The sequence below is a fragment of the Staphylococcus sp. GDY8P54P genome (assembly GCF_017892645.1).
Lineage (GTDB): Bacteria > Bacillota > Bacilli > Staphylococcales > Staphylococcaceae > Staphylococcus > Staphylococcus ureilyticus.
This window is the reverse complement of record NZ_JAESLN010000029.1, coordinates 1-25945: the sequence shown is the minus strand read 5'-3', so window position 1 is coordinate 25945 and position 25945 is coordinate 1. Positions and strand designations below refer to the sequence as shown.

27 protein-coding genes are annotated in these 25945 nt (G+C 31.0%); 19 read left to right on the top strand and 8 right to left on the bottom strand.

The features are described 5' to 3' along the window. The first annotated feature begins 1 nt into the window (after position 1). The 4 genes from KA883_RS09760 (at position 2) to KA883_RS09745 (ending at position 4010) form a co-directional block, all read left to right on the top strand. Positions 2-676 (top strand): response regulator transcription factor, encoded by a 675-nt coding sequence (locus KA883_RS09760; RefSeq protein WP_046207337.1) that lies wholly within the window; start codon positions 2-4, stop codon positions 674-676. Continuing rightward, positions 669-1694: a sensor histidine kinase gene (locus tag KA883_RS09755; RefSeq protein WP_046207338.1), complete on the top strand. Its 1026-nt coding sequence runs from the start codon at positions 669-671 to the stop codon at positions 1692-1694. The genes KA883_RS09760 and KA883_RS09755 overlap by 8 nt, the downstream gene beginning before the upstream one ends. Before the next feature lie 677 nt (positions 1695-2371). After that, on the top strand, positions 2372-2989 hold the full coding sequence (locus KA883_RS09750; protein WP_019468170.1) for a DUF47 domain-containing protein: 618 nt from the start codon (positions 2372-2374) through the stop codon (positions 2987-2989). A gap of 13 nt (positions 2990-3002) precedes the next feature. Next, complete coding sequence (locus KA883_RS09745; protein WP_046207339.1) at positions 3003-4010, top strand: inorganic phosphate transporter; 1008 nt, start codon at positions 3003-3005, stop codon at positions 4008-4010. A gap of 582 nt (positions 4011-4592) precedes the next feature. Here the strand turns inward: KA883_RS09745 and KA883_RS09740 are convergent. Further along, on the bottom strand, positions 4593-5402 hold the full coding sequence (locus tag KA883_RS09740) for a LysM peptidoglycan-binding domain-containing protein (protein ID WP_046207340.1): 810 nt from the start codon (positions 5400-5402) through the stop codon (positions 4593-4595). 451 nt (positions 5403-5853) lie between these two features. Between KA883_RS09740 and KA883_RS09735 the strand changes: the two genes are divergently transcribed. The 5 genes from KA883_RS09735 to KA883_RS09715 all read left to right on the top strand — a co-directional run bounded on the left by KA883_RS09735 (position 5854) and on the right by KA883_RS09715 (position 11373). Beyond that, a complete protein-coding gene (locus KA883_RS09735; protein ID WP_046207341.1) occupies positions 5854-6516 on the top strand; it encodes a Bax inhibitor-1/YccA family protein in 663 nt (220 codons plus the stop codon). 460 nt (positions 6517-6976) lie between these two features. Next, complete coding sequence (locus tag KA883_RS09730; protein WP_210139966.1) at positions 6977-9127, top strand: helix-turn-helix transcriptional regulator; 2151 nt, start codon at positions 6977-6979, stop codon at positions 9125-9127. 166 nt (positions 9128-9293) lie between these two features. After that, on the top strand, positions 9294-9650 hold the full coding sequence (locus tag KA883_RS09725) for a transcriptional regulator, SarA/Rot family (protein WP_046207343.1): 357 nt from the start codon (positions 9294-9296) through the stop codon (positions 9648-9650). A gap of 501 nt (positions 9651-10151) precedes the next feature. After that, positions 10152-10868: a YebC/PmpR family DNA-binding transcriptional regulator gene (locus KA883_RS09720; protein WP_210139965.1), complete on the top strand. Its 717-nt coding sequence runs from the start codon at positions 10152-10154 to the stop codon at positions 10866-10868. Position 10869: 1 nt separating this feature from the next. After that, the gene (locus KA883_RS09715) at positions 10870-11373 is read left to right on the top strand and encodes a cupin domain-containing protein (protein WP_046207345.1); all 504 of its coding nucleotides are present in this window, start codon (positions 10870-10872) and stop codon (positions 11371-11373) included. A 68-nt stretch (positions 11374-11441) separates the two neighbouring features. Here KA883_RS09715 and KA883_RS09710 read toward each other — a convergent pair whose 3' ends face one another. Continuing rightward, entirely contained in the window at positions 11442-12554 is a 1113-nt protein-coding gene (locus KA883_RS09710; RefSeq protein WP_064209556.1) for a 5-methyltetrahydropteroyltriglutamate--homocysteine S-methyltransferase, read from the bottom strand. Positions 12555-12764: 210 nt separating this feature from the next. Between KA883_RS09710 and KA883_RS09705 the strand changes: the two genes are divergently transcribed. The 5 genes from KA883_RS09705 to KA883_RS09685 all read left to right on the top strand — a co-directional run bounded on the left by KA883_RS09705 (position 12765) and on the right by KA883_RS09685 (position 17617). Next, positions 12765-13481: a ribonuclease FAU-1 family protein gene (locus tag KA883_RS09705; protein WP_046207347.1), complete on the top strand. Its 717-nt coding sequence runs from the start codon at positions 12765-12767 to the stop codon at positions 13479-13481. Between the two features lie 170 nt (positions 13482-13651). Beyond that, positions 13652-14506: a LysR family transcriptional regulator gene (locus tag KA883_RS09700; RefSeq protein ID WP_046207348.1), complete on the top strand. Its 855-nt coding sequence runs from the start codon at positions 13652-13654 to the stop codon at positions 14504-14506. Positions 14507-14594: 88 nt separating this feature from the next. Beyond that, complete coding sequence (locus KA883_RS09695; RefSeq protein ID WP_046207349.1) at positions 14595-15803, top strand: sugar efflux transporter; 1209 nt, start codon at positions 14595-14597, stop codon at positions 15801-15803. Positions 15804-15809: 6 nt separating this feature from the next. Then, entirely contained in the window at positions 15810-16298 is a 489-nt protein-coding gene (locus KA883_RS09690; RefSeq protein WP_046207350.1) for a DUF456 domain-containing protein, read from the top strand. Between the two features lie 158 nt (positions 16299-16456). Beyond that, positions 16457-17617 (top strand): MFS transporter, encoded by a 1161-nt coding sequence (locus KA883_RS09685; protein WP_046207351.1) that lies wholly within the window; start codon positions 16457-16459, stop codon positions 17615-17617. Positions 17618-17693: 76 nt separating this feature from the next. Here KA883_RS09685 and KA883_RS09680 read toward each other — a convergent pair whose 3' ends face one another. Continuing rightward, positions 17694-18377: a DUF1129 family protein gene (locus tag KA883_RS09680; RefSeq protein ID WP_046207554.1), complete on the bottom strand. Its 684-nt coding sequence runs from the start codon at positions 18375-18377 to the stop codon at positions 17694-17696. A 98-nt stretch (positions 18378-18475) separates the two neighbouring features. Here KA883_RS09680 and KA883_RS09675 point away from each other — a divergent pair, with 98 nt between their 5' ends. The 4 genes from KA883_RS09675 to KA883_RS09660 all read left to right on the top strand — a co-directional run bounded on the left by KA883_RS09675 (position 18476) and on the right by KA883_RS09660 (position 20400). Beyond that, on the top strand, positions 18476-18937 hold the full coding sequence (locus KA883_RS09675) for a GNAT family N-acetyltransferase (RefSeq protein WP_046207352.1): 462 nt from the start codon (positions 18476-18478) through the stop codon (positions 18935-18937). Between the two features lie 53 nt (positions 18938-18990). Beyond that, positions 18991-19203 (top strand): SA0632 family lipoprotein, encoded by a 213-nt coding sequence (locus KA883_RS09670; RefSeq protein WP_046207353.1) that lies wholly within the window; start codon positions 18991-18993, stop codon positions 19201-19203. Between the two features lie 251 nt (positions 19204-19454). Beyond that, a complete protein-coding gene (locus KA883_RS09665; protein WP_046207354.1) occupies positions 19455-19751 on the top strand; it encodes a hypothetical protein in 297 nt (98 codons plus the stop codon). 94 nt (positions 19752-19845) lie between these two features. Further along, positions 19846-20400 (top strand): GNAT family N-acetyltransferase, encoded by a 555-nt coding sequence (locus KA883_RS09660; RefSeq protein ID WP_046207355.1) that lies wholly within the window; start codon positions 19846-19848, stop codon positions 20398-20400. 202 nt (positions 20401-20602) lie between these two features. Here the strand turns inward: KA883_RS09660 and KA883_RS09655 are convergent, their stop codons facing one another. Continuing rightward, entirely contained in the window at positions 20603-22033 is a 1431-nt protein-coding gene (locus KA883_RS09655; protein WP_046207356.1) for an aminotransferase-like domain-containing protein, read from the bottom strand. 305 nt (positions 22034-22338) lie between these two features. Between KA883_RS09655 and KA883_RS09650 the strand changes: the two genes are divergently transcribed. Further along, positions 22339-22956, top strand: a complete 618-nt coding sequence (locus tag KA883_RS09650) for a LysE/ArgO family amino acid transporter (RefSeq protein WP_046207357.1) — start codon at positions 22339-22341, stop codon at positions 22954-22956. A 59-nt stretch (positions 22957-23015) separates the two neighbouring features. Here KA883_RS09650 and KA883_RS09645 read toward each other — a convergent pair whose 3' ends face one another. From KA883_RS09645 to KA883_RS09630, 4 genes are all read right to left on the bottom strand, one after another. Beyond that, the gene (locus KA883_RS09645; protein WP_046207358.1) at positions 23016-23582 is read right to left on the bottom strand and encodes an LOG family protein; all 567 of its coding nucleotides are present in this window, start codon (positions 23580-23582) and stop codon (positions 23016-23018) included. A 3-nt stretch (positions 23583-23585) separates the two neighbouring features. Beyond that, entirely contained in the window at positions 23586-24050 is a 465-nt protein-coding gene (locus tag KA883_RS09640) for a YaiI/YqxD family protein (protein ID WP_046207359.1), read from the bottom strand. Between the two features lie 5 nt (positions 24051-24055). Continuing rightward, entirely contained in the window at positions 24056-24757 is a 702-nt protein-coding gene (locus KA883_RS09635; protein ID WP_046207360.1) for a hypothetical protein, read from the bottom strand. Between the two features lie 160 nt (positions 24758-24917). Beyond that, the gene (locus tag KA883_RS09630; protein ID WP_046207361.1) at positions 24918-25793 is read right to left on the bottom strand and encodes an undecaprenyl-diphosphate phosphatase; all 876 of its coding nucleotides are present in this window, start codon (positions 25791-25793) and stop codon (positions 24918-24920) included. Positions 25794-25945: the final 152 nt, after the last annotated feature.

Sequence of the window (25945 nt, the reverse complement as noted above, 5' to 3'; positions counted from 1 at the left end):
TATGGAAATTTTATTAGTGGAAGATGATATGACTTTATTTAAGGAACTTAGTGAAGAGTTGGAACAGTGGGACTTTAATGTTAATGGTATTGATGATTTTAATCTTGTAATAGAGAAGTTTAAAGCGGTTGATCCGGCAATAGTTATTATGGATGTTAAGCTACCCAAATATGATGGATTTTACTGGACGAGAAAGATTCGCGAAATATCAAACACACCAATTTTATTTTTATCTTCAAGAGATAATCCAATGGATCAGGTAATGAGTATGGAATTAGGCGCAGATGACTATGTTCAAAAACCATTTAATACAAACATTTTAATTGCTAAACTACAAGCGATTTATAGACGCGTTTATCAATTTAGTATAGATGAGAAAAGAGTCATAACTTGGCAACAAGCGACATTGGACCTTACTAAGGATAGTATTAATAAAGACGATCAAGTCATATATTTATCTAAAACAGAAATGATTATTTTAGAGATGTTAGTGAAAAAACAAGATACGATTGTTACTAGAGATACATTAATAACTGCACTTTGGGATGATGAAGCATTTGTCAGCGATAATACATTAACAGTCAATGTGAATCGGTTAAGAAAAAAGCTTGCAGATATTAATATGAAAGATGCAATTGAAACGAAAATCGGTAAGGGATATATGGCTCATGGATAGTATGAAATGGGTATGGTTATTCTTGCGTTCACGTAAAAACTGGATATTTTGGTTGCTCGTTTTACAATTCATCTTTTTAGGTATTGCTTTTTTAGATTATGATTTAAATGTAAATAGTGTTTTATATATAATTATTTTAAATATAGGGTTAAGCTGTATTTTCTTATTATTTACATATTTAAAAGAAGTTAAGTTTTATAAGCACTTAGATGATAATATAGAACCCGAAGCGTTAAAGCATAAATCATTGGCCGATACGCCGTTCCAAGAAGAAATGTTAGCATATTTATATCATCAAATTACGACACAAAAAAGTTTAGTGACTAAGCAAAAACAACAAATCAAATCTACGGAAGCTGCGTTAACAGATTTTGTGCATGATATTAAGACGCCTGTCACTGCTTTAAAATTATTAATTGAAAAAGAAAGCGATGATAATAGAAGACGTGCACTCTTATTTGAATGGACACGTATCAATGACATGCTAGATAAACATCTATTTCTGACTCGATTAGAGTCGCAAAATAAAGATATGTATTATGAAAATGTTTACTTAAAACGTTTAGTTATAGACGAAATACAAATCACTAGATATATTAGCCAAGCGAAAGGTATAGATTTTGAACTTGAATTTGATGACAATTATAAAGTATATACAGATACGAAATGGTGTCGCATGATGATAAGACAAATTCTTTCCAATGCTGTTAAATACAGTGAAAACAGCACGATTCATGTAAGCGGCAAACTACTCGAAAACCATGTGACGTTGGAAATTAAGGATGAAGGTAGAGGAATTAGCAAAAAAGATTTGCCGAGAATTTTTGATAAAGGTTTTACTTCAACGGAAAATCGTAATGAAACGACATCTTCTGGAATTGGTTTATATTTGGTGAAAAATGTAAAAGAGAAATTAGGGATAACTGTTCATATCAATTCTGAAGTTAATAATGGAACGAAAGTGCAATTTGTTTTTCCAAACCAAAATGAAATTGTTAGCATGTTATCTGATTATTGATATTGCTCATGTACGTTGTATAAAAAACTCTATAACCATTAAATAAGCGACATTTGACCCATAAATGATGCGATGAACGATAAGAAGGCAATTTCTAATTTTATGGAGAAATTGTCTTTTTTATTATCAATCTATGATGCAATTAAAATAAAACATATCTACATTTAACTTTATTTAGGATGAAATAGAGCGCAGAATGAAATTTTTGATAGTATCTACAAATTCAAAAAATCAACTTTCTTTTGAACTAATTGTATCTAATTTAAGTTTGATATATAGAAAAATAATTGTTGCTTAAAAATAGTAATTATGCAAATATTGCTATTGTGTGTTTTGATATACGAATTTATAGATTTTAAAATCATTTTTGAAAAATTATAAATTTCGCAGAACAATATACACAAAATTATTAATTTAACGAAAATGTAATGTTAAGAATTTGTAAATTTAATTGTAGGATTGTTAAAATTGTGCTATTTTCAAATAAGGACAAATCAACATTTGTGAGATTTTTTAAACCTAGTAAGCAAAAACTCATTTACATAATTTTAATAAAATTAAAACAGTAATGGGTCTATTGTAAATCTTGCCAATCTTAATTTGTCTAGAAAAGAATGTAATTTTTTAAATTTATTGAAGGTGATTATATTGGTCACTGTAAATGGAGGATTTTTTGAATGTTTAACAAGAAAAAAGATAAGTTCATGGTGAAACTTGAAGAAATGGTTTTCAACTTAGACCGTGCAGCAATTGAATTTGGTAAAATGGATTTTAATACACACTTAGACCTTAAAGCATACTCAGATAATATTAAAACTTACGAATCACATGGTGACGAGCTCATGCATCAAGTGATTTCGGATTTGAACCAAACATTCATTACACCTATTGAACGTGAGGATATCCTCTCTTTATGTAACGCTATTGATGATGTTTTAGATGCAATAGAAGAAACATCAGCAATGTTTGAAATGTACTCTATAGAATATACCGATGAATATATGGCTGAATTTGTTGATAATATCCAAAAAGCTATTGCTGAAATGAAATTAGCAGTAGGCTTACTTGTCGATAAAAAATTATCTCACATGCGCATTCATTCTATTAATATTAAAGAATTTGAAACTAACTGTGATGGTATATTACGTCAGTCAATTAAACATATTTTTAACAGTGAAACTGATCCTATCACGCTTATTAAAATCAAAGAGATTTATGAAAGTTTAGAAGAAATTGCCGATAAATGTCAAGCTGTAGCGAATAACTTTGAAACAATAATAATGAAAAATAGCTAAGGAGTCCTAACTTATGGAATATATTTTGATTATCACAGTAGCTATCGTTATTTTTTCTTTGATATTTGACTTTATCAATGGTTTCCATGATACAGCCAATGCCGTCGCTACTGCTGTTTCAACACGTGCATTAACTCCTAGAACTGCGATTATTTTGGCGTCAGTTATGAACTTTATTGGTGCGTTAACATTTACTGGAGTTGCAAGTACGATAACAAAAGATATTGTAGACCCATTTAAATTAGAAAATGGTCTAGTTGTGGTTTTAGCTGCTATTATGGCAGCAATTATTTGGAATTTAGTAACTTGGTTTTTTGGAATACCTAGTTCTTCTTCACATGCATTAATTGGATCAATTGCTGGTGCAGCAATTGCTTCTCAAGGTACATTTGCTGTACTACATTATCAAGGCTTTACAAAAATAATCATAGTATTACTTTTATCACCAGTTATTGCGTTTTGTGTTGGTTTTATTATGTATTCAATTGTTAAAGTAGTTTTCAAAAATGCAAATCTAACGAAAACGAATCGTAACTTTAGATTTTTCCAAATTTTCACAGCTTCATTACAATCATTTTCACATGGTACAAATGATGCACAAAAATCAATGGGGATTATTACTTTAGCACTCATAGTTGCGAATATCCAAACAGGTACAAGCACTGAGCCTCAATTATGGGTTAAGATTGCCTGTGCTACTGCAATGGGGTTGGGTACAGCTGTTGGTGGTTGGAAAATTATCAAAACAGTTGGTGGAAATATAATGAAAATACGTCCAGCTAATGGTGCAGCAGCGGATTTATCTTCTGCTTTAACTATTTTTGTTGCGTCATCACTACATTTCCCACTTTCAACGACACATGTTGTGTCTTCATCTATATTAGGTGTGGGTTCTTCTAACCGCATTAAAGGTGTGAAATGGAATACAGCACAACGTATGATTGTGACTTGGGTAATTACATTGCCTATTTCAGCATTATTAGCTGCTTTAATATATTTTGTAATTAATATTGTTTTATAAATATTAACAAAAATGAGTGATAAATAGCTGAATGACTTTAAAATAAATACAAGATAAAGATTCTATGACATAAATACTAGAAAAACAGCACTCGGATGATTCAATTCATCTGAGTGCTTCTTTGTTTTATTCCATAATTCGTATTGTTGGTTCGTATTCTTAGGAACGGAGCTTCAACCTGTAGTCTTCAGCTTGTCCTGTTCCTTCAAGCATCTCGTCAAAATATAATGTACACATATATAATTTTATATTGAAATACTTAAAAAAAGCGCTTACGTATATTTAATAAACACTACTATACTAAATTATCAAGATGCTATATCGTATCATCCTAAAATATTTTATACTACCAAGATAATAGGGACTTTATTGGTGGTAGGTAGTGTTTTTGTGTGTGCATTTCTGTGCGCTGCCTTTGCTTGTAGTGTTCGACTAATGCTATGTAGTTGTCATAAATGATTGTCGAGATTAAAAAATATATAAATAAAGTAAGTAAACAAAATAAAGCGTCAATTTCTATAAAAACCTTATAGAAATTGACGCTTATTTATTAATGTTAGAGGTTTAAGATGCTTCCTCTTTTTAATGAATGTAATTATAGCTAGAAGCAGTAGATGCTGGAATTGTACGATAATCTACTGTACCTGGAGGTGTATTATAATTCATTTCTGATATTAAAATACTGCCATCAGGATTTACTTGCTCAACATATGCAACGTGACCAATTGGACCTTCGTAATTTTGCATGATAGAACCAGCAGTTGGTGTGTTGTTTACTGTGTAGCCGTCTGCTGCAGCATTGTTAGCCCAGTGATCAGCATTCCACCAATATGTACTAATTGGTTGTCCAGTTTCTGCTCTACGGTTAAATACATGCCATGTACATTGACCCCAATCATATAAATTAGCGTCACTAGCAGAATTATTACCAGTAGAAGGCGATTGTGTAGCAGTGTTACCAGAACCACCAGAACCACCAACACTTGATCCATTTGGAATCTTAAGTGATTGACCAGGTTGGATTAAATAACCATTTAGATTGTTCGCTGACATTAATGCATCAACTGAAACACCATAATTGTTAGCAATGATATTTAATGATTCACCAGATTTAACTGTATGTGAAGAACCACCTGATGTTTGTGAAGAAGCGTTTGAACTTGAGCTTTGACCACTTCCACCAATTTCGATAACTTGTCCCGGAAATACCATGTTGTTATCGAGGTTATTGTTTTGTTTAATCTCATCTACTGAAACACCATATTGTTCTGAGATTGTCCATAGTGACTCACCTGATTGTACTGTATGCTGTGTTGATGCTTCAGCTTCATGGTTAGCAATAAATGCTGCTGCACCTGAAGCAGCAGTGACTGCAAATGCAAACTTTTTCAAAAGAACTCCTCCTCACACCTATATAAATAACTCATTTTAAATTAAATATATCTGTTTGATTTTCTTTAATTGAATTCATGTTACATACTAACAAAAATTAGGTGACTTGTGTCTATTGTTATAGAGATGTAACATTATTAACATTTTAGAACATTGAGATGTAAACCTAATAAATACTTTTGTTATGGACTTTAAACGAAATTTTGGTTTTGAAATTCATTTAAAAATTTATGACTTTGTAACATTAGAAAACGTGTGGAATTCAATTAACGTTAACATCTTTTTGGAATTGATAGTTAAAATGTTTGATTTTAGGTGGAATAGTGAAAATGAAAGTAATGTATTTTATATAAACAAAACTTTAACAACATTTAAGCACATTAATCAGATATGTTGAGGAATACATTCTAATTAATGTGTAAGATGTTATAACATCTAAGGAGTGAAATGATTGGCTGAATCAACACAACAAATTAATCAAAAACAATCTAAATCAAAGCAGGATAAATCCAATTCTCATGCGTATGGTAAAGTATGGTTATTCTTTATTTATTATTGGATTATTTTTGGCATTGGTTGCTATTTTGGGCAGTTTTTACCCATGGAATGGAGAAAACCACTCTCTATCGTCTTGCTAGTTTTAGTTTTATTTACAGTTTTAACGAATCGTGCACGTAAATATGGATTGGTAATTTCACATATATATGCAATTATTGTCGGCTTATTGTCCTATGCTACATTTACAGCTTATTTGCAAAATTTAGGACCAGAAGTGTTTTATAAGAATGTGTTACTAGCAATAGGTGCTTTTATCGCATTTGGTTTAATTGGCTATTTCATTGTCGATAACGCTTCAGGAATGGGTAAATACTTATTTGTAACATTAGTGGCTCTGATTGTTGCTGGAATTATTGGTATGTTTGTGCATAATCCAATTTTCCATACAATCATTACAGTAGTAGGCTTACTATTATTCTTATTATATACAATATATGATTTTAATCGTATGAAACGTGGTCAGTATTCTCCACGGGAAATGGGATTCAACCTATTTATCAATTTATTACACATTATTAAATATGTACTAAGACTTGCGAATAAATTTAAAAAGTAAATATTAGATTTAAAATTAAAAAATATGAGTTATAAATTCTAATAGAAGCGAGAGCCGTAACTGGATTTTTACAGAAATTCAGTTACGGTTTTTTAGATTATTATTTTGCTTTTAATTTTTATTTGTCTAGTATCTTAAAATGATCATTACACAATATTCAGCTAATATAAGATTGACATGCAACGATGACTTTAATTTATGATTACATAATAATGTTATATAACAACTTATTTTATCAATAATAAAATATAAAAAAGTTAGAATTAAGGACGATGAATGAAAAAATATGTTGACAAATTAAATTATTATATTCAAAATTATGTAATGGTAAAACATGTACTTTGAAACTAAAAAAGTGAATGTTCTATTTTCAAAAGATGAAAATATAAAAGAAATAATCAATTTTATAAAAATGATTTTATATGTATGGTGTATAACAGAATATGAGAGAGGTTGGAATATGGAAGTACAGTGTTTAAATATTATTTCTAATAATTTTTATCCTACTAAACGTGTAACAGATGGCATACTAGTATTACTGCCAATAAAAGGAGTATTAGAAATTCAACAATTTACAGCTAATATAAAAGTTGAAACGGAATTGTTAATCGTAAACCATACAGAAATTTTTAGCATTAAACGCAATGGAGCAACCATTTTATTATATATAGCGAGTGATTGGTTTTTAGAACGAGGTTATCCTTTTTTTGATTATCAATACGCCTCTAAGTTGATTCAGTCTACAGCACAATTAACTAAATCCTTAATTGAGCTGACGAAACACTATTTGAACGATACTTTAAGTTATGATATTTATGAAAATTACATGGTCAAAATTGTTGAAATTATTGCTAATGAAGCTAAAGTAGATTCGGATTATTTATCCCAACAAACTGATCACGCATACTTTGGTATTACTGGAGAAATACTTGATTATGTAAATCGTAATTTGAAGCAACCATTAACATTAAAGTCAATTGCTGACCATATATTTATTTCACAATCAAATATATCTAGTCAATTTTATAGTAAGCTAGATATGAATTTTAAAACTTATGTGGATACATTAAAATTGGCGGCATCTATGAAAGAGCTATTGGATAGTCAACATACCATTGGAGAAATATCTGATTTATACGGTTTTAGTAGTGCAGCACTTTACAGTAAAAAATTCAAACAATATTACGGTTACACACCTAATCAATATCGTAAACTCTCAAAATACAATAAGTATTTATATTTTCCTTATGAAACATTGAATGACACATTTAAAGATCAAGTAAAGGCTCAACTTACTGCAAAATTAGAAGATAGTTATGTACAAAACAATGAAATTAGTATTTGTACTGATCATTTTTTGGATAATCGTAATTCATCCATGATTATTCAAATTTACACAATAGCAGAGTTATACCAATTGTATACTGATTCTAAAATGAGTTATTTGTTTGAAAATGAGGAACAGATTTATATTTATTGCAATATCAACGTAAAAGATATTCAACAATACATTTCTGAACAAAAAACATATAAAGCTTTTGACTTTATCATATCAAATAATGCTAATTTGGTACTTCAAATCTACGAAAGTCAAGATGTTGAAATATATTTGAATCAGATTTGCAAACCCTACGCGGCTTATTTGCAAACTAGCACAAACTTAAACAGAGATTTATTAAAAAAGATAAGCTATTGTTTTGATTTAAGTACAATGTCAATAAAAGAGATATACCGGAACATTATCAAAATTAAACAATTTAGAGAGAATGTAAAATTTGGTATTGATATTACTCGTTTATTTAATGAACCAGATGCTTTTAAAATGATGGAAGTACAATTAAAGAGAATTGGTTTTGATTACTATTTTGTAGATAATCAAAAGTTATCGGTGCCATATTTTAATGAATCACATGAAATGCTGTTGACGAAAGAAATTTTTAAATTTAATTATATAAGGAAAATCATGGCAGAAATGTGTTTGGAGGATAGGTATTATTTTTTATTAAATGTAAGAAATAATTTTTTATTGCATGACGAGTCAATGAATATTATTGAAAGTCCGCCATTGTTAGTCGGTGTGTTTAAAAGAATATTAAAGCATTTTTCGGTTATAGGTGTAGATTTGATACAGCAAATGAACGGTAATGAGGCGTTATACTTATATGATAAAAGTGGTTTCCGTACATTGGTAGGAACTATGTTTCATCGTTTAATAGAAAAAACACGTTATAAAGTTTATGAACATGATTTTTATACTATTATTGATCAAGAGGATAAAATTAGCGTTTATATCAGTGATTGGCAAATTATGGAAAATGAAGTTTCAAAGCACTATACAACAAAAATGTCGGTTAATATCAATTTCAAAGATTTGAAGTTAAGAAAAAAATATTTGATTTTTAAAGAGACATATAATGATGCGCATGGAAATATCAATTGTGTGATACCTTGCAATTTGCGCGAGAAATATCCGTGGTCTGATATATTTATAGAAAAAATTGAATCATATAATCAGCCACGCATAAATGTTTTCGAACATTCATTTAACGACAAATCTTTAAGCGTAGCAATCGATCATAATACTGTACACATTATTGATATTTATAAATAAATGCTTAATCCTAAATTATATAATTAATTTAACATGTTTTGTGATATTCAATTTACTGCTGTTCGTAATAATGACAAAGCTATAAAAATAAATGATAAAGACAGAGTTACTTTTTTTAGAGATAATGAAATTGTATTGCTTACTAGCATTTGGAGGTGTAGCAACAATGAATGATGAAAAAAAGGCGCAGTTATTAAAAATTTATAAAAAATATAATAAAGTAATGTCTTATGTAGAAAATAAATATAAGCTAACAATGAATGACATTGCTATTTTGGAAATAATACAACAAAATTGTCAACAGCAAAACATGCTGATGCAGCCATTTTTAAAAATTGCGACGACTGAACTCGATTTGAGTCGAACAAAAGTGTTGGCATCAATTCGACGATTAATTAACCAAGATCGTGTAAGCAAATTACGTTCGACAAAAGATGAGAGAAAAGTTTATTTATCGATGACTGAAGAAAATGATAGGAAGTATCACACTTTGTTAGATGAAATTGAAACACAGGTAGACTAAAATATTAAAAATTTATGTTTACATAATGACAATAAAGCTTTAATCAGTTACAAATATTAAATAGTATAATGGTACTTCGTGACGAAAGTAGGACAGAAATTTAATTTTATTAAATGGATTTCGTCGTCTCTTCTAATAAGGATTACCTGAGCTTTAGCTCATGCATAAGAACCACTAACCCAACAAGTTGGGAAGTGGTTCTTTATATGTTTCAAAATCACTTTTAATATGTATTTAAGTACTCAAAGAAGCGGTTTTCATATCTTAAAATTACCGATGTATAACGTTAAAAGGGGCTAATTCATTCTATATGGATGATACTCTATGTGACAAACAATCAATGTTTGATACAAACTAATAAGTTGCCAAAAGGTATAGATATTTCGAGAGACGTAATAAAAAATACAAGCAAAGTAGTAGGTTAGTCTATGTGATATAATAAAAATATTGTATAATATGATGTACTGACATACGCATTTAATTAGAAAGTGAGATGACATTATGGGACGTAAGTGGAATAATATTAAAGAGAAAAAGGCCCAAAAAGATAAGAATACGAGTAGAATTTATGCTAAATTTGGTAAAGAAATTTATGTAGCGGCTAAATCTGGTGAGCCCGATCCAGTATCAAACCAAGCATTAAGGTTAACTCTAGAAAGAGCAAAAACATATTCTGTACCAAACCATATTATAGATAGAGCTATTGAAAAAGCTAAAGGTGGCGGAGAAGAAAATTATGATGAGTTGCGATATGAAGGGTTTGGCCCGAATGGCTCTATGATAATCGTAGATGCGCTTACTGATAATGTAAATAGAACTGCATCTGATGTTCGTGCTGCATTTGGTAAAAAAGGAGGTAATATGGGAGTTTCTGGATCTGTTGCTTATATGTTTGAACACACTGCAGTATTTGGTGTTGAAGACAAGTCAGCGGATGATGTCTTGGAAAGCTTAATGGAACAAGAGATAGATGTTAAAGATGTCATTGATGAAGATGGTTTAACCATTGTATATGCTGAGCCTGATCAATTTGCCCAAGTGCAAGATGCATTACGTGCATCAGGTGTTGAAACATTTAAAGTAGCGGAATTTGAAATGTTACCACAGTCAGATATTGAGTTATCAGCAGAAGATCAGGAAACATTTGAACAATTAATTGATGCATTAGAAGAATTAGAAGATGTTCAGAATGTATTCCATAACGTGGATTTGAAATAGCATGAATAAAAATCAAGAAGTACAAAAATGGATTGACCAATTACAATTACATCCGCATCCAGAAGGTGGCTATTATAAAGAGACTATCAAAGCGGTACCGACTAGCTCAAATCAAAGATCGGCTTATTCGAGCATATACTTTCTTTTAACGCACGATAATATATCACATTTTCATCGAATAGATGCTGATGAAATCTGGTATTATCATGCAGGAGATTCTTTGACTGTTCACATGATATACCCTGATGGCAATTATCAAAAAGTAACAGTTGGCCCCAACATCGAAAGTGGTGATGTATTGCAACATGTTGTTCCAAAGGGCACAATTTTTGCATCGTCTATTGAAGGCTGTGCTGGTTATGCGCTTGTTGGTTGCATGTGTCATCCAGCATTTGAATTTAAACATTTTAAGTTATTGAGTAAAGAGTGGCTAAACGAAACATATCCAGCCTTAAAACACATTAATGATCGTTACGCTTTATCAATAATCGACATTAATAGTTAAATATAAAGGAAAACTCGTATTACTTTCTCGTTAAAACAGTTGTGAAAGTAATACGAGTTTTTTAAATATTATTTTGATGTACCAAAAACTTCATTAGCAATTTCAACAATATAAGCTAGCTTTTTCCACTGTTCTTCTTCAGTTAATTTATTGCCTTCTTCAGTAGAAGCAAAGCCACATTGTGGACTTAGACAAATTTGTTCTAAATCTATATAGTTTTGTGCTTCTTTTATACGTTTTAAAATAGTGGTTTTATCTTCTAATTCACCATTTTTTGATGTGAATAATCCCAACACTGCAAATGAACGATCTTCTGGGAAAAATCTTAAAGGTTCGAAATCACCTGAGCGATTATCATCATATTCTAAGAAGAAACCATCTAATTGTTCTTTAAATAGATATGGAGCGATTGGTTCATAACCACCAGAAATAGCCCACGTAGATTGATAATTTCCACGACAAATATGTGTTGTGATCAATAAATCTTCTGGTAAACCACTGATTGCTTCATTGATAACTTTATAAGCGAGTTGACGTGCAACTTCTTTTTCAGATTCACTTCTATCACGCCCACGTGTATTTTGTGTTCCTGATGTTAAATTTGCCCAATACACATCATCTAGTTGTATATAACGTGCACCGAGATCATAGAATTTTAGTAAACTATCGTGATAAGCTTTTGCTACATCATGCGCAAAATCATTGATATCAGGATAAATGTCTTCGTTTAAAATATTAGGATGGAACAATTGATTTGGACTTGGAATAGAAACTTTTGCCGTTGCACGGCCATTTACCTTTTCATATAAAAATTTAAAGTGTTCAAAATGGGGATGATTTGGGTTAAATGTAACTTTATCAACCACCTTGACGTTGTGATTTCTAGTTTCTACACCTTCAAATGTTAAACCACGCTCTGATGTGTAACCTTCAACACCATCTAAGTTTTCTAAGAAATCAAAATGCCACCAACTTCTGCGGAATTCACCATCAGTAATACTATGTAAGCCAATTTCTAGTTGTTTATCTATGATGCGTTCAATTTCCTCATCTTCTATATTTTTTAATGTTTGAGCATTAATAACGTTATTTTGATAATCTTTACGTGCATCTTTTAAACGTTGTGGACGTAGTAAACTTCCTACGTGATCTGCTCTAAATGGTCTTTGTGACGTTGACATATGGCTATCTCCCTTTTTAAAGAATTTTCTGAAAAATATATTAAAAATTTAACAAACTTCTCAACAATTGTCAATTTCGCTTTTACACTATGAAATATAGTACAATAAACATAATTATCTACTCGCTATTAATTAAAAATTTAAATGTAACAAACATAAGATGACATGTAAGGTTCAGTTTTATATAATAATGACAAGGAGTTGGTGGCAGTGAAAGTAAAATATATTGATAAACGTCACTGGCGTCGCATCATTGACCGAGAATATACGGAAGTCAAAGTGAATAATAACAAATTTAAAGGTATTATTGGGTTAGTAACGATGAAAAAGGTACGTGAACCTCTAGAAGTATCGGTCGTAGGACAAAATATTGTTGTGGCTGATGATAACTATCAGTGGTTACAAATATTACCTGAAAAAAAACGTTATAGTATCACAGTGATGTTAGACGACAATGGCAATCCATTAGAATATTACTTTGACATAAATATTAAAAACGTTACGCAAAAAGGAAATGCACGTACGATTGATTTATGCTTGGACGTATTAGCATTACCTAATGGAGAATACGAACTTGTTGATGAAGACGATTTGTTACGCTCGTTAAACCAAGGCCAAATAACCAAGAAGCAATATCACGAAGCTTATATTATCGCGCATCAGTTAATGATTAAAATTGATACAGATTTTACAACTATGCAGAATAAAATTATGTATTGTTTCCATAAAATAAAACAAAAGTCGAAATCTCAAAAGCAATCCTCTTTTAATAAACATAAATTTAAAGGCAAAAAGCATAAAAACGTTGTGTACAATGAGGCTAAACATAAGCCAATAAAAAATTACAATAAGCATCATAATCATTCTAATCAAGATAATAGCAAATCACATCAAAGTAAGATAAAAGATTCTAATGCATCTCAATAATCTTGAAATTGTTATAAAAAATTCCCTATATTAGTCAAGCGTTAACCATGTTATAGTAAACACTGCGAGAATTGAAGAGTATTAAAAGTAATTCATTAGCGCAAAGTAAATAAAAGTAAGGCCACCATAAATAAAGATATTTAGTATTTGTAAAAAATAGGGGGATAATTATGAAGATTGACGATTATCGCTTGTTAACTACATTAGATGAGACGAAAACGCTCAGAAAAGCAGCGGAAATTTTATACATCTCTCAACCAGCAGTAACACAACGATTAAAAGCGATAGAAAATGCATTTGGCGTCGACATATTCATTCGTACAAAAAAACAATTAATAACGACGACTGAAGGCATGATGATTATTGAACATGCACGTGATATGTTGAATAGAGAGCGTCTGTTTTTAGATAAGATGCAAGCACATATCGGTGAAGTAAATGGTACGATTTCTATTGGTTGTTCATCCTTAATAGGGCAAACGTTGTTGCCGGTAGTATTGAATTTGTATACACGACAATTTCCAAATGTAGAAATCCAAGTTCAAGTAGGGTCGAGTGAACAAATTAAAGCTAATCATAGAGATTACCATGTGATGATTATTCGTGGGAATAAAATGATGAATTTAAGCAACACGCATTTATTTAATGACGAACATTATTTTATACATCCTAAAAATCGTAATGATGAAGTAGAAAAGATGCCGTTTATCGAATTTCAGGCTGATCCTATATACATTAATCAAATTAAAGAATGGTATGGCAGCCAAATTGGTCAAGATTATCATGCGATGATTACGGTTGATCAAGTTGCGACATGTAAAGAAATGTTATTAAATGGCGTTGGCGTGACCATATTGCCGGAAATCATGATGAAACACTTAGATAGGGAACAGTTTGCGTTTCAACGCGTAGATATAGACGATAAACCGCTGATTCGTTCTACTTATTTGAGCTATGATCCAAGCATGTTACAGTTGCCGCAAGTTGATTCATTTATTAATTTAATAATGGAATACGTGGAATAACAATTTTAGATAATTGAATATTTTGGTTCATTGATAAATATAACTTTATGAAGAGTTATATGAATTTAATAGGAATAGAGGACGCTAAATGTTTAGTGAATTGTTACATATAAAAAATTACAAATTATTTGTCGTTAATATGATGATGTTAGGTATGGGCATCGCCATTACTGTACCGTATCTGGTATTATTTGCTACAAATGATTTAGGTATGACTTCTAGCCAATATGGGTTGCTATTAGCATTAGCTGCAATTAGCCAATTTACAATGAATACAATTGTAGCACGCTTTTCTGATACACATAGTATCAACAGAAAGACAATTATTATTACTGCACTTTTTATGGGGGCAGTCAGCTTTTCAATTTATTTTTACATTCATGAAATCTGGGTTTTTATAGTAATGTATGCCATTTTCCAAGGTTGTTTTGCCCCAGCCATGCCTCAAATGTATGCGTCAGCAAGAGAATCAATCAATACTTCTACATCAAAGGACAGAGCGAAATTTGCTAACGCTGTATTACGTTCAATGTTTTCATTCGGTTTCTTGTTCGGTCCACTTATTGGTGCATTGTTACTCAGTTTTAAAGGATATGCGGGTTTATTTGGCGGAACGATAACAATCATATTATTCACACTATTATTACAAGTTTTTTTCTTTAAAGATATTCAAACAAAGCATACAGTAGCAGATAGTACACATGTTGAAGCGGCGGCACCTAATATGTTGCGTGACAAGGTCTTATTTGTACCCTTTTTAGCTTTTATTTTATTACATATAGGACAATGGATGTACACGTTGAATATGCCATTGTATGTGACGAACTTTTTGAAAGAACCAGAAAGTCGAGTAGGTGTGCTAGCTAGTATTTGTGCAGGACTTGAAGTACCTTTCATGGTCATATTAGGCATTTTATCTGCTAAATTGTCGACACGTACGCTATTGATACTTGGGGGATTATTCGGAGGATTATTTTATTTTAGTATTGGCGTATTTAATAGTCTGATCATGATGATAATAGGACAGGTGTTTCTAGCTATTTTTCTAGCTATTTTACTTGGATTAGGGATTAGTTATTTCCAAGATATTTTACCTGATTTTCCTGGTTATGCATCTACATTATTTGCGAATGCGATGGTTATCGGACAATTATGTGGTAATCTTCTCGGTGGTATAATGAGTCACTGGGTAGGCTTAGGTAATGTGTTCTTTGTTTCTGCAGGTTCAATATTTTTAGGTATGATTTTAATATATTTTACAAAAGAACAAAAATTTACAGAAGAAAGTATGGAGTAGATAGAAATGACATTGATTTTATGGTTATGCATTATAGCATCATTTATTTTAGCGTTTATTGGTTTAATAAAGCCAATCATACCGTCAGTACTTGTATTATGGATTGGTTTCTTAATTTATCAATTCGGCTTTGACAATCATCATCTGTCTTGGATATTTTATGTATCGATGGCATTGTTCACAATATTTATCATTATTGCAGATTTCATTATGAATAAATATTTTGTCAGCAAGTTCGGCGGATCAAAATTAAGTGAGTATGCAGCGTTGATTGGTGTTATTGTAGGCTGTTTTGTCTTTCCACCATTTGGAATAATTATTATTCCATTTATAGCTGTGTTAGTAGTTGAATTTATACAAGAGCCGCATTTTTCTAAAGCTTTAAAGGCAAGTTTTGGCTCAGTAATAGCGTTTTTAGCAAGTTCCATCGCTCAAGCGATAATAATGATTATTATGGTTGTTTGGTTTTTCATAGATGCATTATTAATCAATTAATCAATGTGATGAAAGATATTACAAACGGTGTACAATCATGGTGAGCGCACTTATAGCATAAATAAAGTGAAATTTAAGCAATCTTCTTGTTTTCGTAATTACTACTTTAGTATAATCACTCACATGTGTTAAAAAGTGGAAAAGGAAGGGAGTCTTAAATGAAATATCCAATTGCTATATGGATGCTTGCAATCGGTGCTTTTGCAATCGGAATGACAGAGTTTGTAATTATGGGATTATTGCCAAACATCGCTAGGGATTTTGATGTCAGTGTAAGCCAAGCAGGGCAACTGATTACAGGTTATGCTTTAGGTGTAGCTATCGGTGGGCCTATCATTGTGATGTTAACAATTAAATGGAATAGAAAATATTTATTGTTGGCATTAATGGCGATATTTATTGTAGGAAATATTGCAGCCTCATTTAGCCCAAATTATGGCTTTATGATGACGAGTCGAATTATTACTTCATTAGCTCACGGTTCATTTTTTGGTATAGGTTCAATATTAGCAGCGAGTATGGTTAAGCCAGAAAAGCGTGCGAGTGCGATGGCATTAATGTTTATGGGCTTAAGCATGAGTAATATTTTAGGCGTGCCGTTTGGAACTTTAATCGGACAAAACTTTGGTTGGCCAATGACATTTATTATTATATCAGTCATCGGAGCTTTAGCATTAATAGGTATTATCATATTTGTACCGATGAAAAAAGAAACAGTTAAATCATCTGTATTAAATGAACTGAAAATTTTAAAAGAAAAACGTTTATGGTTAACCTTAGCTGTTACATTATTCGGATTTAGTAGTGTATTTGCTTACTTTACTTATATATCAACAGTGCTCATTGATGTGTCACATGTACAAGAAAATTTAATCTCATATTTATTGATTATATTTGGTATTGGAGTCACATTAGGTAATGTTGTAGGTGGAAAGCTTGCAGATTGGAATTTAAATAAGGCATTAAAAATAATATTTAGTGTATTTATTTTATATTTCATTTTATTATACTTTGTGCAAATGAATGGATTATTAATGGTAGCAGGTATTTTCTTTTTCGGTCTCATCGGTTTCAGTATGAGTCCGTCACTACAATATAAAAGTACGTTAATTTCACAAGATGCACCAACACTTGCGAGTACACTTAACCAATCAGCATTTAATTTAGGTAATGCTTTGGGTGCATTTATCGGAGGTGTCGTGGTAACAAATTTACCAGTTGCATCGTTAAGTTTAATTGCGCCGATTCTAACAGTGATTGGTCTTATTTTCTTATTTATCAATATTGCAATAGAAAAGAAAGAAAATATAACAACATAGGTGAAACATAAACTAAAAACACGTCAGCCACTTCTCGAATTTTAGAAGCTTGTGCTAACGTGTTTTTTAATAGTATTTATAATGAAGCATTGGTGTTTTTATTAGTAAAATGATGATCGATATATAATGCGATTGGAATGAATATAAATGAAATGATAATAAAAGTCCAATTGCTAATTAATAAATAAGGGCCTACAGTTAAAAACATCTGTGGAATGAAAAAGACATAAAATATTCCACATACAGATAAAAGTAAAACGAGATATGTTAATAACCAAGATAAGTGTGATGTATTAAAACAACGTATTTGTACAGTTTTAAATAACATCCAAATAAAGAAAAATATGATAGCAATACCTACGATTAAAGTAAGCGGGAAAGTATATAAATATAGTCGTTTTGCACCAATAAAAAATCCAGCAAACCCTTTGAGAAAACAAAAAATACCCACAAAAAGCATAATATGACGCATAATGTATTTGAAAATGTTTCTTATTGTTTCATTTGGTAAACGTCTAAGTTCTCTTTTGGCATGGGCTTTAGGATCGTGATCAAAGAATTCCATTGCTAATGTGCCATCCTTTTCAGCTTCTAATAACTGATTTAAAACACGGTTTAACATTTTTTCAGAATCATGTGGGTTGACACTCAAATCAGCTCTGACATAAGTCATGTAGTTTTCAAACGTATCTCTGTCTGTATTATTTAAGCGTAATGCTTTCACATTGTTTTCACGCATTAATTTATCAGTAGATTTCATTGGCATTTGGCATTCCTTCTTATGTATAAAATATATTTATAATGCTAATTATGACGAAAATAGTATTATAAATCAATAACACTTTCAAAGGAGTAATAATGGAGTATTTAAAACAATCACATCAACAATATTTAAATGAAATTGCGGAAATTCATGAACAACAACTTAACCAACAGTATGAGCATTATCAAAACACTACTATTTCTGTTGCATTACGCAAAGAAATGATTGAAAATGGATTATTAGCCAATACTGATGTTGTGATTACCGAAATACAAGAACAACAAATGATTGCTTTTATTTGGGCAAGATATATAAAGCAATATCAAAAGGTTATTATTGAAATGATGTATGTTTCGGAAGACAATCGAAATCAAGGTATCGCGAAAGCATTAAAAAAAGAGGTTGAAATATGGGCATATAGGAGGGGTGCTTCAGAAATTGAGAGCACGGTAGTCAATCACAACCATGCCATGAAAGATTTGAATTTTAAACTTGGATATTATATAAGTACGGTGACTATGAATAAAAGATTAAGAATAAATAATGAAGATGAGTAAAAATAATGATAAAATTATATTATTATTATGAAATTAACAAAAGGAGTTCTTACATGAAGAAATGTTTAGCACTCATACTAGCATCCACTGTCTTATTGACTGCATGTGGGAAAAATGATGAAAAAGCAACGTTAGAGAAAGATATTGATAAATTGGAAAAACAAAATAAAGATTTGAAAAAACAAAAAGAAGACTTAGAAAAAGAGAAAGATAAACTGAAAGATAAGTCGAAGAATTTGGAAAAAGATGTTAATGCTGAAACATAGGCTTCTATACTAATTGCGTTACAAATGGATTTCATGCAATATTTCCCAGGAAATTATTGTACTATCGTTTTACAAATTGTTATAATGGGTATCATTAACGTAATGAATATAAAAAGTTTCTAAAAAATAGATTTGAAATTATGAGTCAGTTGCTTAGTATTACTTTATATTAAGTGTGACTTTATAATGAATCATTTATTATCCGCAGTTTATAAATAATCATTTTTCATTAGGAGAAAGAGGGAATAACGATGCATGAAAAAGATTTTGTATTATTAGAAGGGCGTTCAATTACGCTCCCAGAATTAGGTAGAGAAATTGAAAGTATTACTGGTAGAGAAATCAAAGATTCGACTGGTGAAATTAAACGTGTTATTGCACATTTACCCAATTTTGAATCTGATACAGATACATTTGTAGCTACTTACAAATTAAATCATAAAAATGATTTCATAGATGCAACATTTACGGCGCCCAAAAGTGAACGTGGTCGGTTGAAAGAAGTAGCTGTAAACGTTGAATTGATTAGCTATATTTCAAGAGCATAAGCAATGTTTAATCCATGTGATAGCGCGGTATGAGAATAATCATAACGCGTTATTTTCTATAGAAATTTAATTTCCAGTTTAGAGGTGTAACAGTATGACAGTTTACATAGAAACTGAGCGTTTAAGGTTACGGGACTGGCAAGCAGAAGATTTACTTCCATTTCAGCAGATGAACGCGAATCACCAAGTCCGTAGATATTTTCCAAGTTTATTAAGTTTTCGACGTTCAGAACATGATATGAAAAAGATGAATGATATTATTATCAATCATGATATAGGCCTTTTTGCTGTTGAATTAAAAGAAACAAATGGATGGCTTGGTTTTATCGGATTGAACTATGTACCTAAAGCCAGCAAGTATACGTTTGATGAGCTACCATTCTATGAAATCGGTTGGCGTTTGATCCCCGAAGTGTGGGGGAATGGTTTCGCTACTGAAGGTGCAGAAGCGGTACTCGAATATGCAAAACAGCTGGGGATTAACGAGGTCTATGCATTTACTTCAGAAAATAATGAACCTTCACGTAAGGTTATGGAAAAAATAGGTATGAAATTATATGATTTCTTTGAATATCCAGAATTAAGTAAGTATCATCCACTTAAAAGACATGTTAGATATTATAAAAATTTAACAAAACAAGCAAAATAAAATTGTAAATAAGTAATGGGGTATAAATCCTATTCTTATGAAGAAGACTAATCCAATTTTTAATATATGGATTAGTCTTTTTGTTTACTATGATTTTGTATCGTCCATGCCTGCCTGGGAATGTGATTCAAGCCATTAGTCTCTCATTCATATCATTTCCCTAGGCGTCAGCATGACATAAAAGCGGTATGGTGACTGTGTTTTAAAGTGTTTTGCTTGATGTTAGTTTTTTAATAAGTTGGCTTAATTTTTGTAATGCGAATTCTATATCTTCAATGTTTATATAGGAATAAGAAAATCTTATATGATATTGTGCGTTTTTATCATAAATTTCGCCTGGATTAATTAAAATTTGATTTTGTATCGCTAAATCGAACAGTACTTTCATGTTTATTGGTACATTTAATTTGAACCAAATATAATAAGAACCTTTAGGTATGGACCAAGTACCTAAATCTTGAAAATGTTGATTTAAAGATGCTAAAAATTTATCACGTCTCTCTATAAGTGCTTGTTTTAAATAATTTAAATGTTGCTCATGGTAAAAAGAGTTATTTAGCCATTCAGTTGCGATAAATTGTGATAATGAACTGGCACCATAATCATTTTGCATTTTCAAATCCGCTAAGTGCATAACAACTGATGGTTTACCTATAATCCATCCTACCCTTAAACCAGGGCTTACCGTTTTAGATAAACTACTAATATATAGGATATTATCATTCTCTTCTAATGACTTTAAAGGTTGAGGACGATCTCCTTCGAACCACAAGTCGCCATAAACGTCATCTTCTACTATAGGGATTCCTGTTTGTTGGCATTGTTGAATTAATTTATATTTTTCTGTTTGCGTATATGCGTGTTGTGTAGGGTTATGTAAAGTCGGTATACAATAAAAAATGCTATTTTTATATAGTGTTTTAGCATTGAAAATAGTGTTAATTTGTTGTTTGATTTTAGATATTGTCAAAAACCTAAGATCTGCTCGAATGTTATGCCATGTATGCACAGAATTTATATATGAGGGCGTTTCTATAATTATCTTTGAATTTGGAATCAGTAAACCATCAGCGATGAGTTTTAATCCTTGCAATGCACCTGAAGTGACGCAAATGTTTGCTTCATCACATTCAATCCCCAATTTTTTAACATGATTTACAATTGCTTTTCTTAAATTTAAATTACCTAAGGGGTGTTCATAATTAGTTTTAAGCGCAGTAGTCGTTTGTTTTGAAAAAATATCTTGAAATTGCTTGTTTGGGATTAATTGTGGACTGAGTTCACCAGTACTTAAACGTAAGATATGCGCATCGAATTCTAATTCGTTAATTCGTTGTATAAAGTATTGATTATTTTTAGAAGCGCTATTTTTAATGTAGTCATGCCAATTCATATTTTGATTAATATAAGTATTCCAATTACTTTTTGAAACGTAAAACCCTTTACGTGCTTTGCTTTCTAAAATTCCATAACTTTGTAGTATTTCTAAGGACTGAATAACAGTTGAACGATTGACGCGATATTGAGCTGCCAAATTTCTCTGAGAAGGTAATTTCATACCTGCTTCTAAATCACCATTTTTAATCTTCGAAAGTATATCATCAATAATTGCTTTATATTTTGGCATGAACATGCTAAATCTCCTTTAAGTAATTGGTGGGTTTTTAAAATTATAACTGGTTGGTAAAAATCAATTAAATATATTGTATCATGATTATATATAGAAAAATGGTCGTAACTCATATTTGAATATTTAATGCTTATGGTTAGTGTATAGGATTCATTCATTTATTGACTGCACACGTATCATGCGTCAATAAATACATAATGATAAATAATTCTTATTTATTATGAATATTATATTTTTGCGTTAGTTAAGTTTGAGTGAAAACTGGTACGGTTTAATGATAATTTAGTTTTGAAAAAAGAGGAGATAATATGTTGCAACCAATGATTCATGGTTTGTTTTTAGCTTTGGGTTTAATCTTACCTTTAGGCGCACAAAATGTATTTGTATTTAACCAAGGAGCAAACCAAAAACAATTAATTAAGACTATACCAGTAATTATAGCTGCAGGGTTATGTGATACATTATTAATAGTATTAGCTGTATTAGGGGTGTCAGTCTTATTACTATCACTACCGATGTTACAAATCGTAATTTATTGTGTCGGCTTTATCTTTCTTAGTTACATGGCTTGGTCATTATGGCATGAAAAACCACAAACGCTTGAACGTTATCAATCAATGTCCGCGCGAAAGCAAATTGGATTTGCCATGTCAGTCTCATTATTAAATCCTCATGCAATTATGGATACTATTGGTGTTATAGGAACGAATGCAGCAATATATGAAGGCGTGGATAAAATGGTTTTTACGATGACGACAATTGCTGTTTCTTGGATCTGGTTTATATTTTTGGCAATTGCAGGTAAAGTCGTAGGTAATATTGATAAAAGAGGCAAATATATTTTAATATTAAATAAATTTTCAGCAATAATTATTGTGATTGTTGCATTAATAATATTAAAACAATTACTGGCAATACTAGTTTAAGCATAAGAAAAGCAGAGGTAGTGGCATTTGTAGTGCACACATATCTCTGCTTTTAAAATTTAGTCGTAACTTCTAATACCTAATGGTTCATAGTTATGAATCGCTTCGAACAGTGCTTCAGGATTGTTACATAGCGGTGCCAGCGATTGATATTTTTTATCGATAAAGCCTTCATGAATCATATGGTCAATCAATGTTTGCAAAGGCTCAAAAAAGCCGTTGATATTATAGATAGCGATTGGTTTTTCATGAATACCGATTTGCGACCAACTATACATTTCAAAGAATTCTTCTAAAGAACCAGCGCCTCCTGGAGCCATGACAAACGCATCTGCCAATTCTGCCATTTTGTTTTTTCTTTCATGCATAGAATCAACTAAAATGAGTTCGCTTAGTCTCGTACTAGTAATTTCTCGTTCATTTAACATATTTGGCATCACGCCAATAGCACTACCTCCGTGATCTAATACGCCATCTTGAATAGCTCCCATAATTCCAACAGAACCAGCACCAAATACTAATTCATAGTTATGTTTAGCCATATAAGTGCCTAATTGGTAAGCTTGTTTCATGTAAGATTCATCTTTACCTTTACTAGCACCGCAATAAACAGCAATTTTTTTCATACTTTATTCCTCCGTAAATAATGACACATCATTAATTATAGACAAAAATTTTTGTTCAAATATCGCAATGTCATCTGTTGTAAAAGAAGATGGGCCTTTAGTGCGCCCGCCACTTTTTCGAAATTGTGCACTCGCATGTCGTTGTTCTAACAAAGTGTTGATATTATTTTGATCAAATATAAATCCTTTATGGTGCATCACAACTTTAGCTTTGTTTAATAATAAACTTGCAAGTCCATAATCCTGTGTTATTACAATATCTTCTGATCGCGTGATTTTAACAATTTTATAGTCGACTGCATCCGGGCCATCATCAACATAAATGACATTGACGTGATCAGGTTGCATTTTTGAAGAAAAATGACTAAAGCTTCGGACAATGGTAGCAAAGATGCTTGTCCCTTTTGTCAATTCAACAACAGAATTGGTAACAGGACAAGCATCTCCATCAATGATGACTTGAGTCATAATAATTATTTACCTTTTTCTTCATTGTTTTGCTTTACAATGCTTTTAGCAACATAATTTTTGTATTTTTTGAACTCCGCTAAACGGTCTTTTTTATTTTTTTCGCGAGCTTTGTCTTCTTCTTTATGACGTTTATCAATATTTTTTTGTAATTTTTTATTGAATTTATTTATTTCTTTGCGGTTTTCTTTTTCTAGCTTTTCGCCTTTTTGTTCTGTCTCTTTGTCTAATTTTCCTGGTGTCATGCCAACTTTTTCCATATGTTTATTAGATTTTTTCATAGATTGAATGCGTTGTTTTTCATTATCTTGACGTTTTTTTTCTTCTTCATTGTGGCGTTTATCAATATTTTTTTGTAATTTCTTCTTCATTTTGTCTGCTTCTTTACGATTCTCTTTTTCAAGTTTTTCGCCTTTTTTCTCAATGTAAGCAGGATCATGTTCTTTAGCAATACGTTTTAATTCACGTTTTTGATCCATATTATGTTTTTTATCAATAACATAATCTTTTGCATTTGCAGATTTATCTACTACTGTATCTTTAATTTGAACAGATTTGTTTGCTACGGTTTTTGAAGCTTTAGCAGTTGCATCACTAGCTTTTTTAACATCTGGATGATCTTTAATACGTTTACGTTCAACGATTAACGGTACTAAAAACACAGGCGCTACTGTGATGATTGTTTTAATTAATTGCTTTTTGTCCATACTCGTTGCCTCCAATAATTTTATACTATCTACTTATTACCCCATAATACATCATAATAAACGGTAAATACACGTACTTTCATGGAAATTATTTCTGCAATTTTAGACATGAAATTTAAGAAGAGGCTGGACAAATTACTTGTCTCAGCCTCTAACTGTTTTATTGTCCACTGATTCCTTGACCTATACCAAAACCAAAGTAAAGGATTGCAATAATAATGACTAATATAATTCTATAAATAGCAAATGGAATCAATTTTATTTTACTAATTAAGAATAAGAATGTTTTAATGGCAATTAAACCAACGATAAATGCTGTGATAAACCCTAGGAAGTAAAAACCGATGTGATTTAAATGAATATATTCAAAGTTTTTGACTAGAGATAAACCACTTGCTGCTAACATTACAGGAACTGCCATAATAAATGTGAAATCAGAAGCAGATTTATGGTTCATTTTCATGAGCACACCTGTAGAAATTGTAGAACCAGATCTACTGAAACCAGGCCACATAGCGATAGCTTGGGATAAACCAATTACAAAAGCTTGGAAATAATTAATTTGGTCTACAGTTTGTGGATTCGTAACTTTTTTACTGTATATATCTGCAATAATCATATATATTGCACCGATAAATAATCCAATCATGACTGTTGGGACACTAAATAAATATTTTTCAATAACATCATCAAACATTAAACCAAGTATACCTGCTGGAATCATACCAACGATAATATGTAGTAAGTTTAAGCGTTTAGGTTTTTGACCGATGCCATCGATAGGTTCAGATCTATATTTCCCTATATGTAACATTTCAAAATAACGTTCACGGAATACCCAGGCACCTGCGAATACAGAACCGAGTTGAATTACAATTTTAAAGGTAAACGCAGATTCTGAACCTAAAAATTGAGTTGATTTTAACCACATATCATCTACAAGAATCATATGTCCAGTAGAAGATACAGGTGCAAACTCAGTTAATCCTTCGACAATTCCTAGAATGATTCCTTTTATCAATTCAAGCAATATCATAATTAACCTACTTTCATAATATGGATTATAGTTTATTCATTTTCATTTTATAATAATAGCACATTAAAATTATAAAGTGCCATAGATAAATAAGATTTTGGACTAAAGACTGAGAGAAAAAGTACTTACTTCAGATAAAGTCCGTATAATTG

Excerpts from the sequence above, each read along its gene's own strand:
- KA883_RS09760 (WP_046207337.1), top strand. The coding sequence starts at position 2 with ATGGAAATTTTATTAGTGGAAGATGATATGACTTTATTTAAGGAACTT.
- KA883_RS09755 (WP_046207338.1), top strand. The coding sequence starts at position 669 with ATGGATAGTATGAAATGGGTATGGTTATTCTTGCGTTCACGTAAAAAC.
- KA883_RS09750 (WP_019468170.1), top strand. The coding sequence starts at position 2,372 with ATGTTTAACAAGAAAAAAGATAAGTTCATGGTGAAACTTGAAGAAATG.
- KA883_RS09745 (WP_046207339.1), top strand. The coding sequence starts at position 3,003 with ATGGAATATATTTTGATTATCACAGTAGCTATCGTTATTTTTTCTTTG.
- KA883_RS09730 (WP_210139966.1), top strand. The coding sequence starts at position 6,977 with ATGGAAGTACAGTGTTTAAATATTATTTCTAATAATTTTTATCCTACT.
- KA883_RS09725 (WP_046207343.1), top strand. The coding sequence starts at position 9,294 with ATGAATGATGAAAAAAAGGCGCAGTTATTAAAAATTTATAAAAAATAT.
- KA883_RS09720 (WP_210139965.1), top strand. The coding sequence starts at position 10,152 with ATGGGACGTAAGTGGAATAATATTAAAGAGAAAAAGGCCCAAAAAGAT.
- KA883_RS09715 (WP_046207345.1), top strand. The coding sequence starts at position 10,870 with ATGAATAAAAATCAAGAAGTACAAAAATGGATTGACCAATTACAATTA.
- KA883_RS09710 (WP_064209556.1), bottom strand. The coding sequence starts at position 12,554 with ATGTCAACGTCACAAAGACCATTTAGAGCAGATCACGTAGGAAGTTTA.
- KA883_RS09700 (WP_046207348.1), top strand. The coding sequence starts at position 13,652 with ATGAAGATTGACGATTATCGCTTGTTAACTACATTAGATGAGACGAAA.
- KA883_RS09695 (WP_046207349.1), top strand. The coding sequence starts at position 14,595 with ATGTTTAGTGAATTGTTACATATAAAAAATTACAAATTATTTGTCGTT.
- KA883_RS09690 (WP_046207350.1), top strand. The coding sequence starts at position 15,810 with ATGACATTGATTTTATGGTTATGCATTATAGCATCATTTATTTTAGCG.
- KA883_RS09685 (WP_046207351.1), top strand. The coding sequence starts at position 16,457 with ATGAAATATCCAATTGCTATATGGATGCTTGCAATCGGTGCTTTTGCA.
- KA883_RS09680 (WP_046207554.1), bottom strand. The coding sequence starts at position 18,377 with ATGAAATCTACTGATAAATTAATGCGTGAAAACAATGTGAAAGCATTA.
- KA883_RS09675 (WP_046207352.1), top strand. The coding sequence starts at position 18,476 with ATGGAGTATTTAAAACAATCACATCAACAATATTTAAATGAAATTGCG.
- KA883_RS09670 (WP_046207353.1), top strand. The coding sequence starts at position 18,991 with ATGAAGAAATGTTTAGCACTCATACTAGCATCCACTGTCTTATTGACT.
- KA883_RS09665 (WP_046207354.1), top strand. The coding sequence starts at position 19,455 with ATGCATGAAAAAGATTTTGTATTATTAGAAGGGCGTTCAATTACGCTC.
- KA883_RS09660 (WP_046207355.1), top strand. The coding sequence starts at position 19,846 with ATGACAGTTTACATAGAAACTGAGCGTTTAAGGTTACGGGACTGGCAA.
- KA883_RS09655 (WP_046207356.1), bottom strand. The coding sequence starts at position 22,033 with ATGTTCATGCCAAAATATAAAGCAATTATTGATGATATACTTTCGAAG.
- KA883_RS09650 (WP_046207357.1), top strand. The coding sequence starts at position 22,339 with ATGTTGCAACCAATGATTCATGGTTTGTTTTTAGCTTTGGGTTTAATC.
- KA883_RS09645 (WP_046207358.1), bottom strand. The coding sequence starts at position 23,582 with ATGAAAAAAATTGCTGTTTATTGCGGTGCTAGTAAAGGTAAAGATGAA.
- KA883_RS09640 (WP_046207359.1), bottom strand. The coding sequence starts at position 24,050 with ATGACTCAAGTCATCATTGATGGAGATGCTTGTCCTGTTACCAATTCT.
- KA883_RS09635 (WP_046207360.1), bottom strand. The coding sequence starts at position 24,757 with ATGGACAAAAAGCAATTAATTAAAACAATCATCACAGTAGCGCCTGTG.
- KA883_RS09630 (WP_046207361.1), bottom strand. The coding sequence starts at position 25,793 with ATGATATTGCTTGAATTGATAAAAGGAATCATTCTAGGAATTGTCGAA.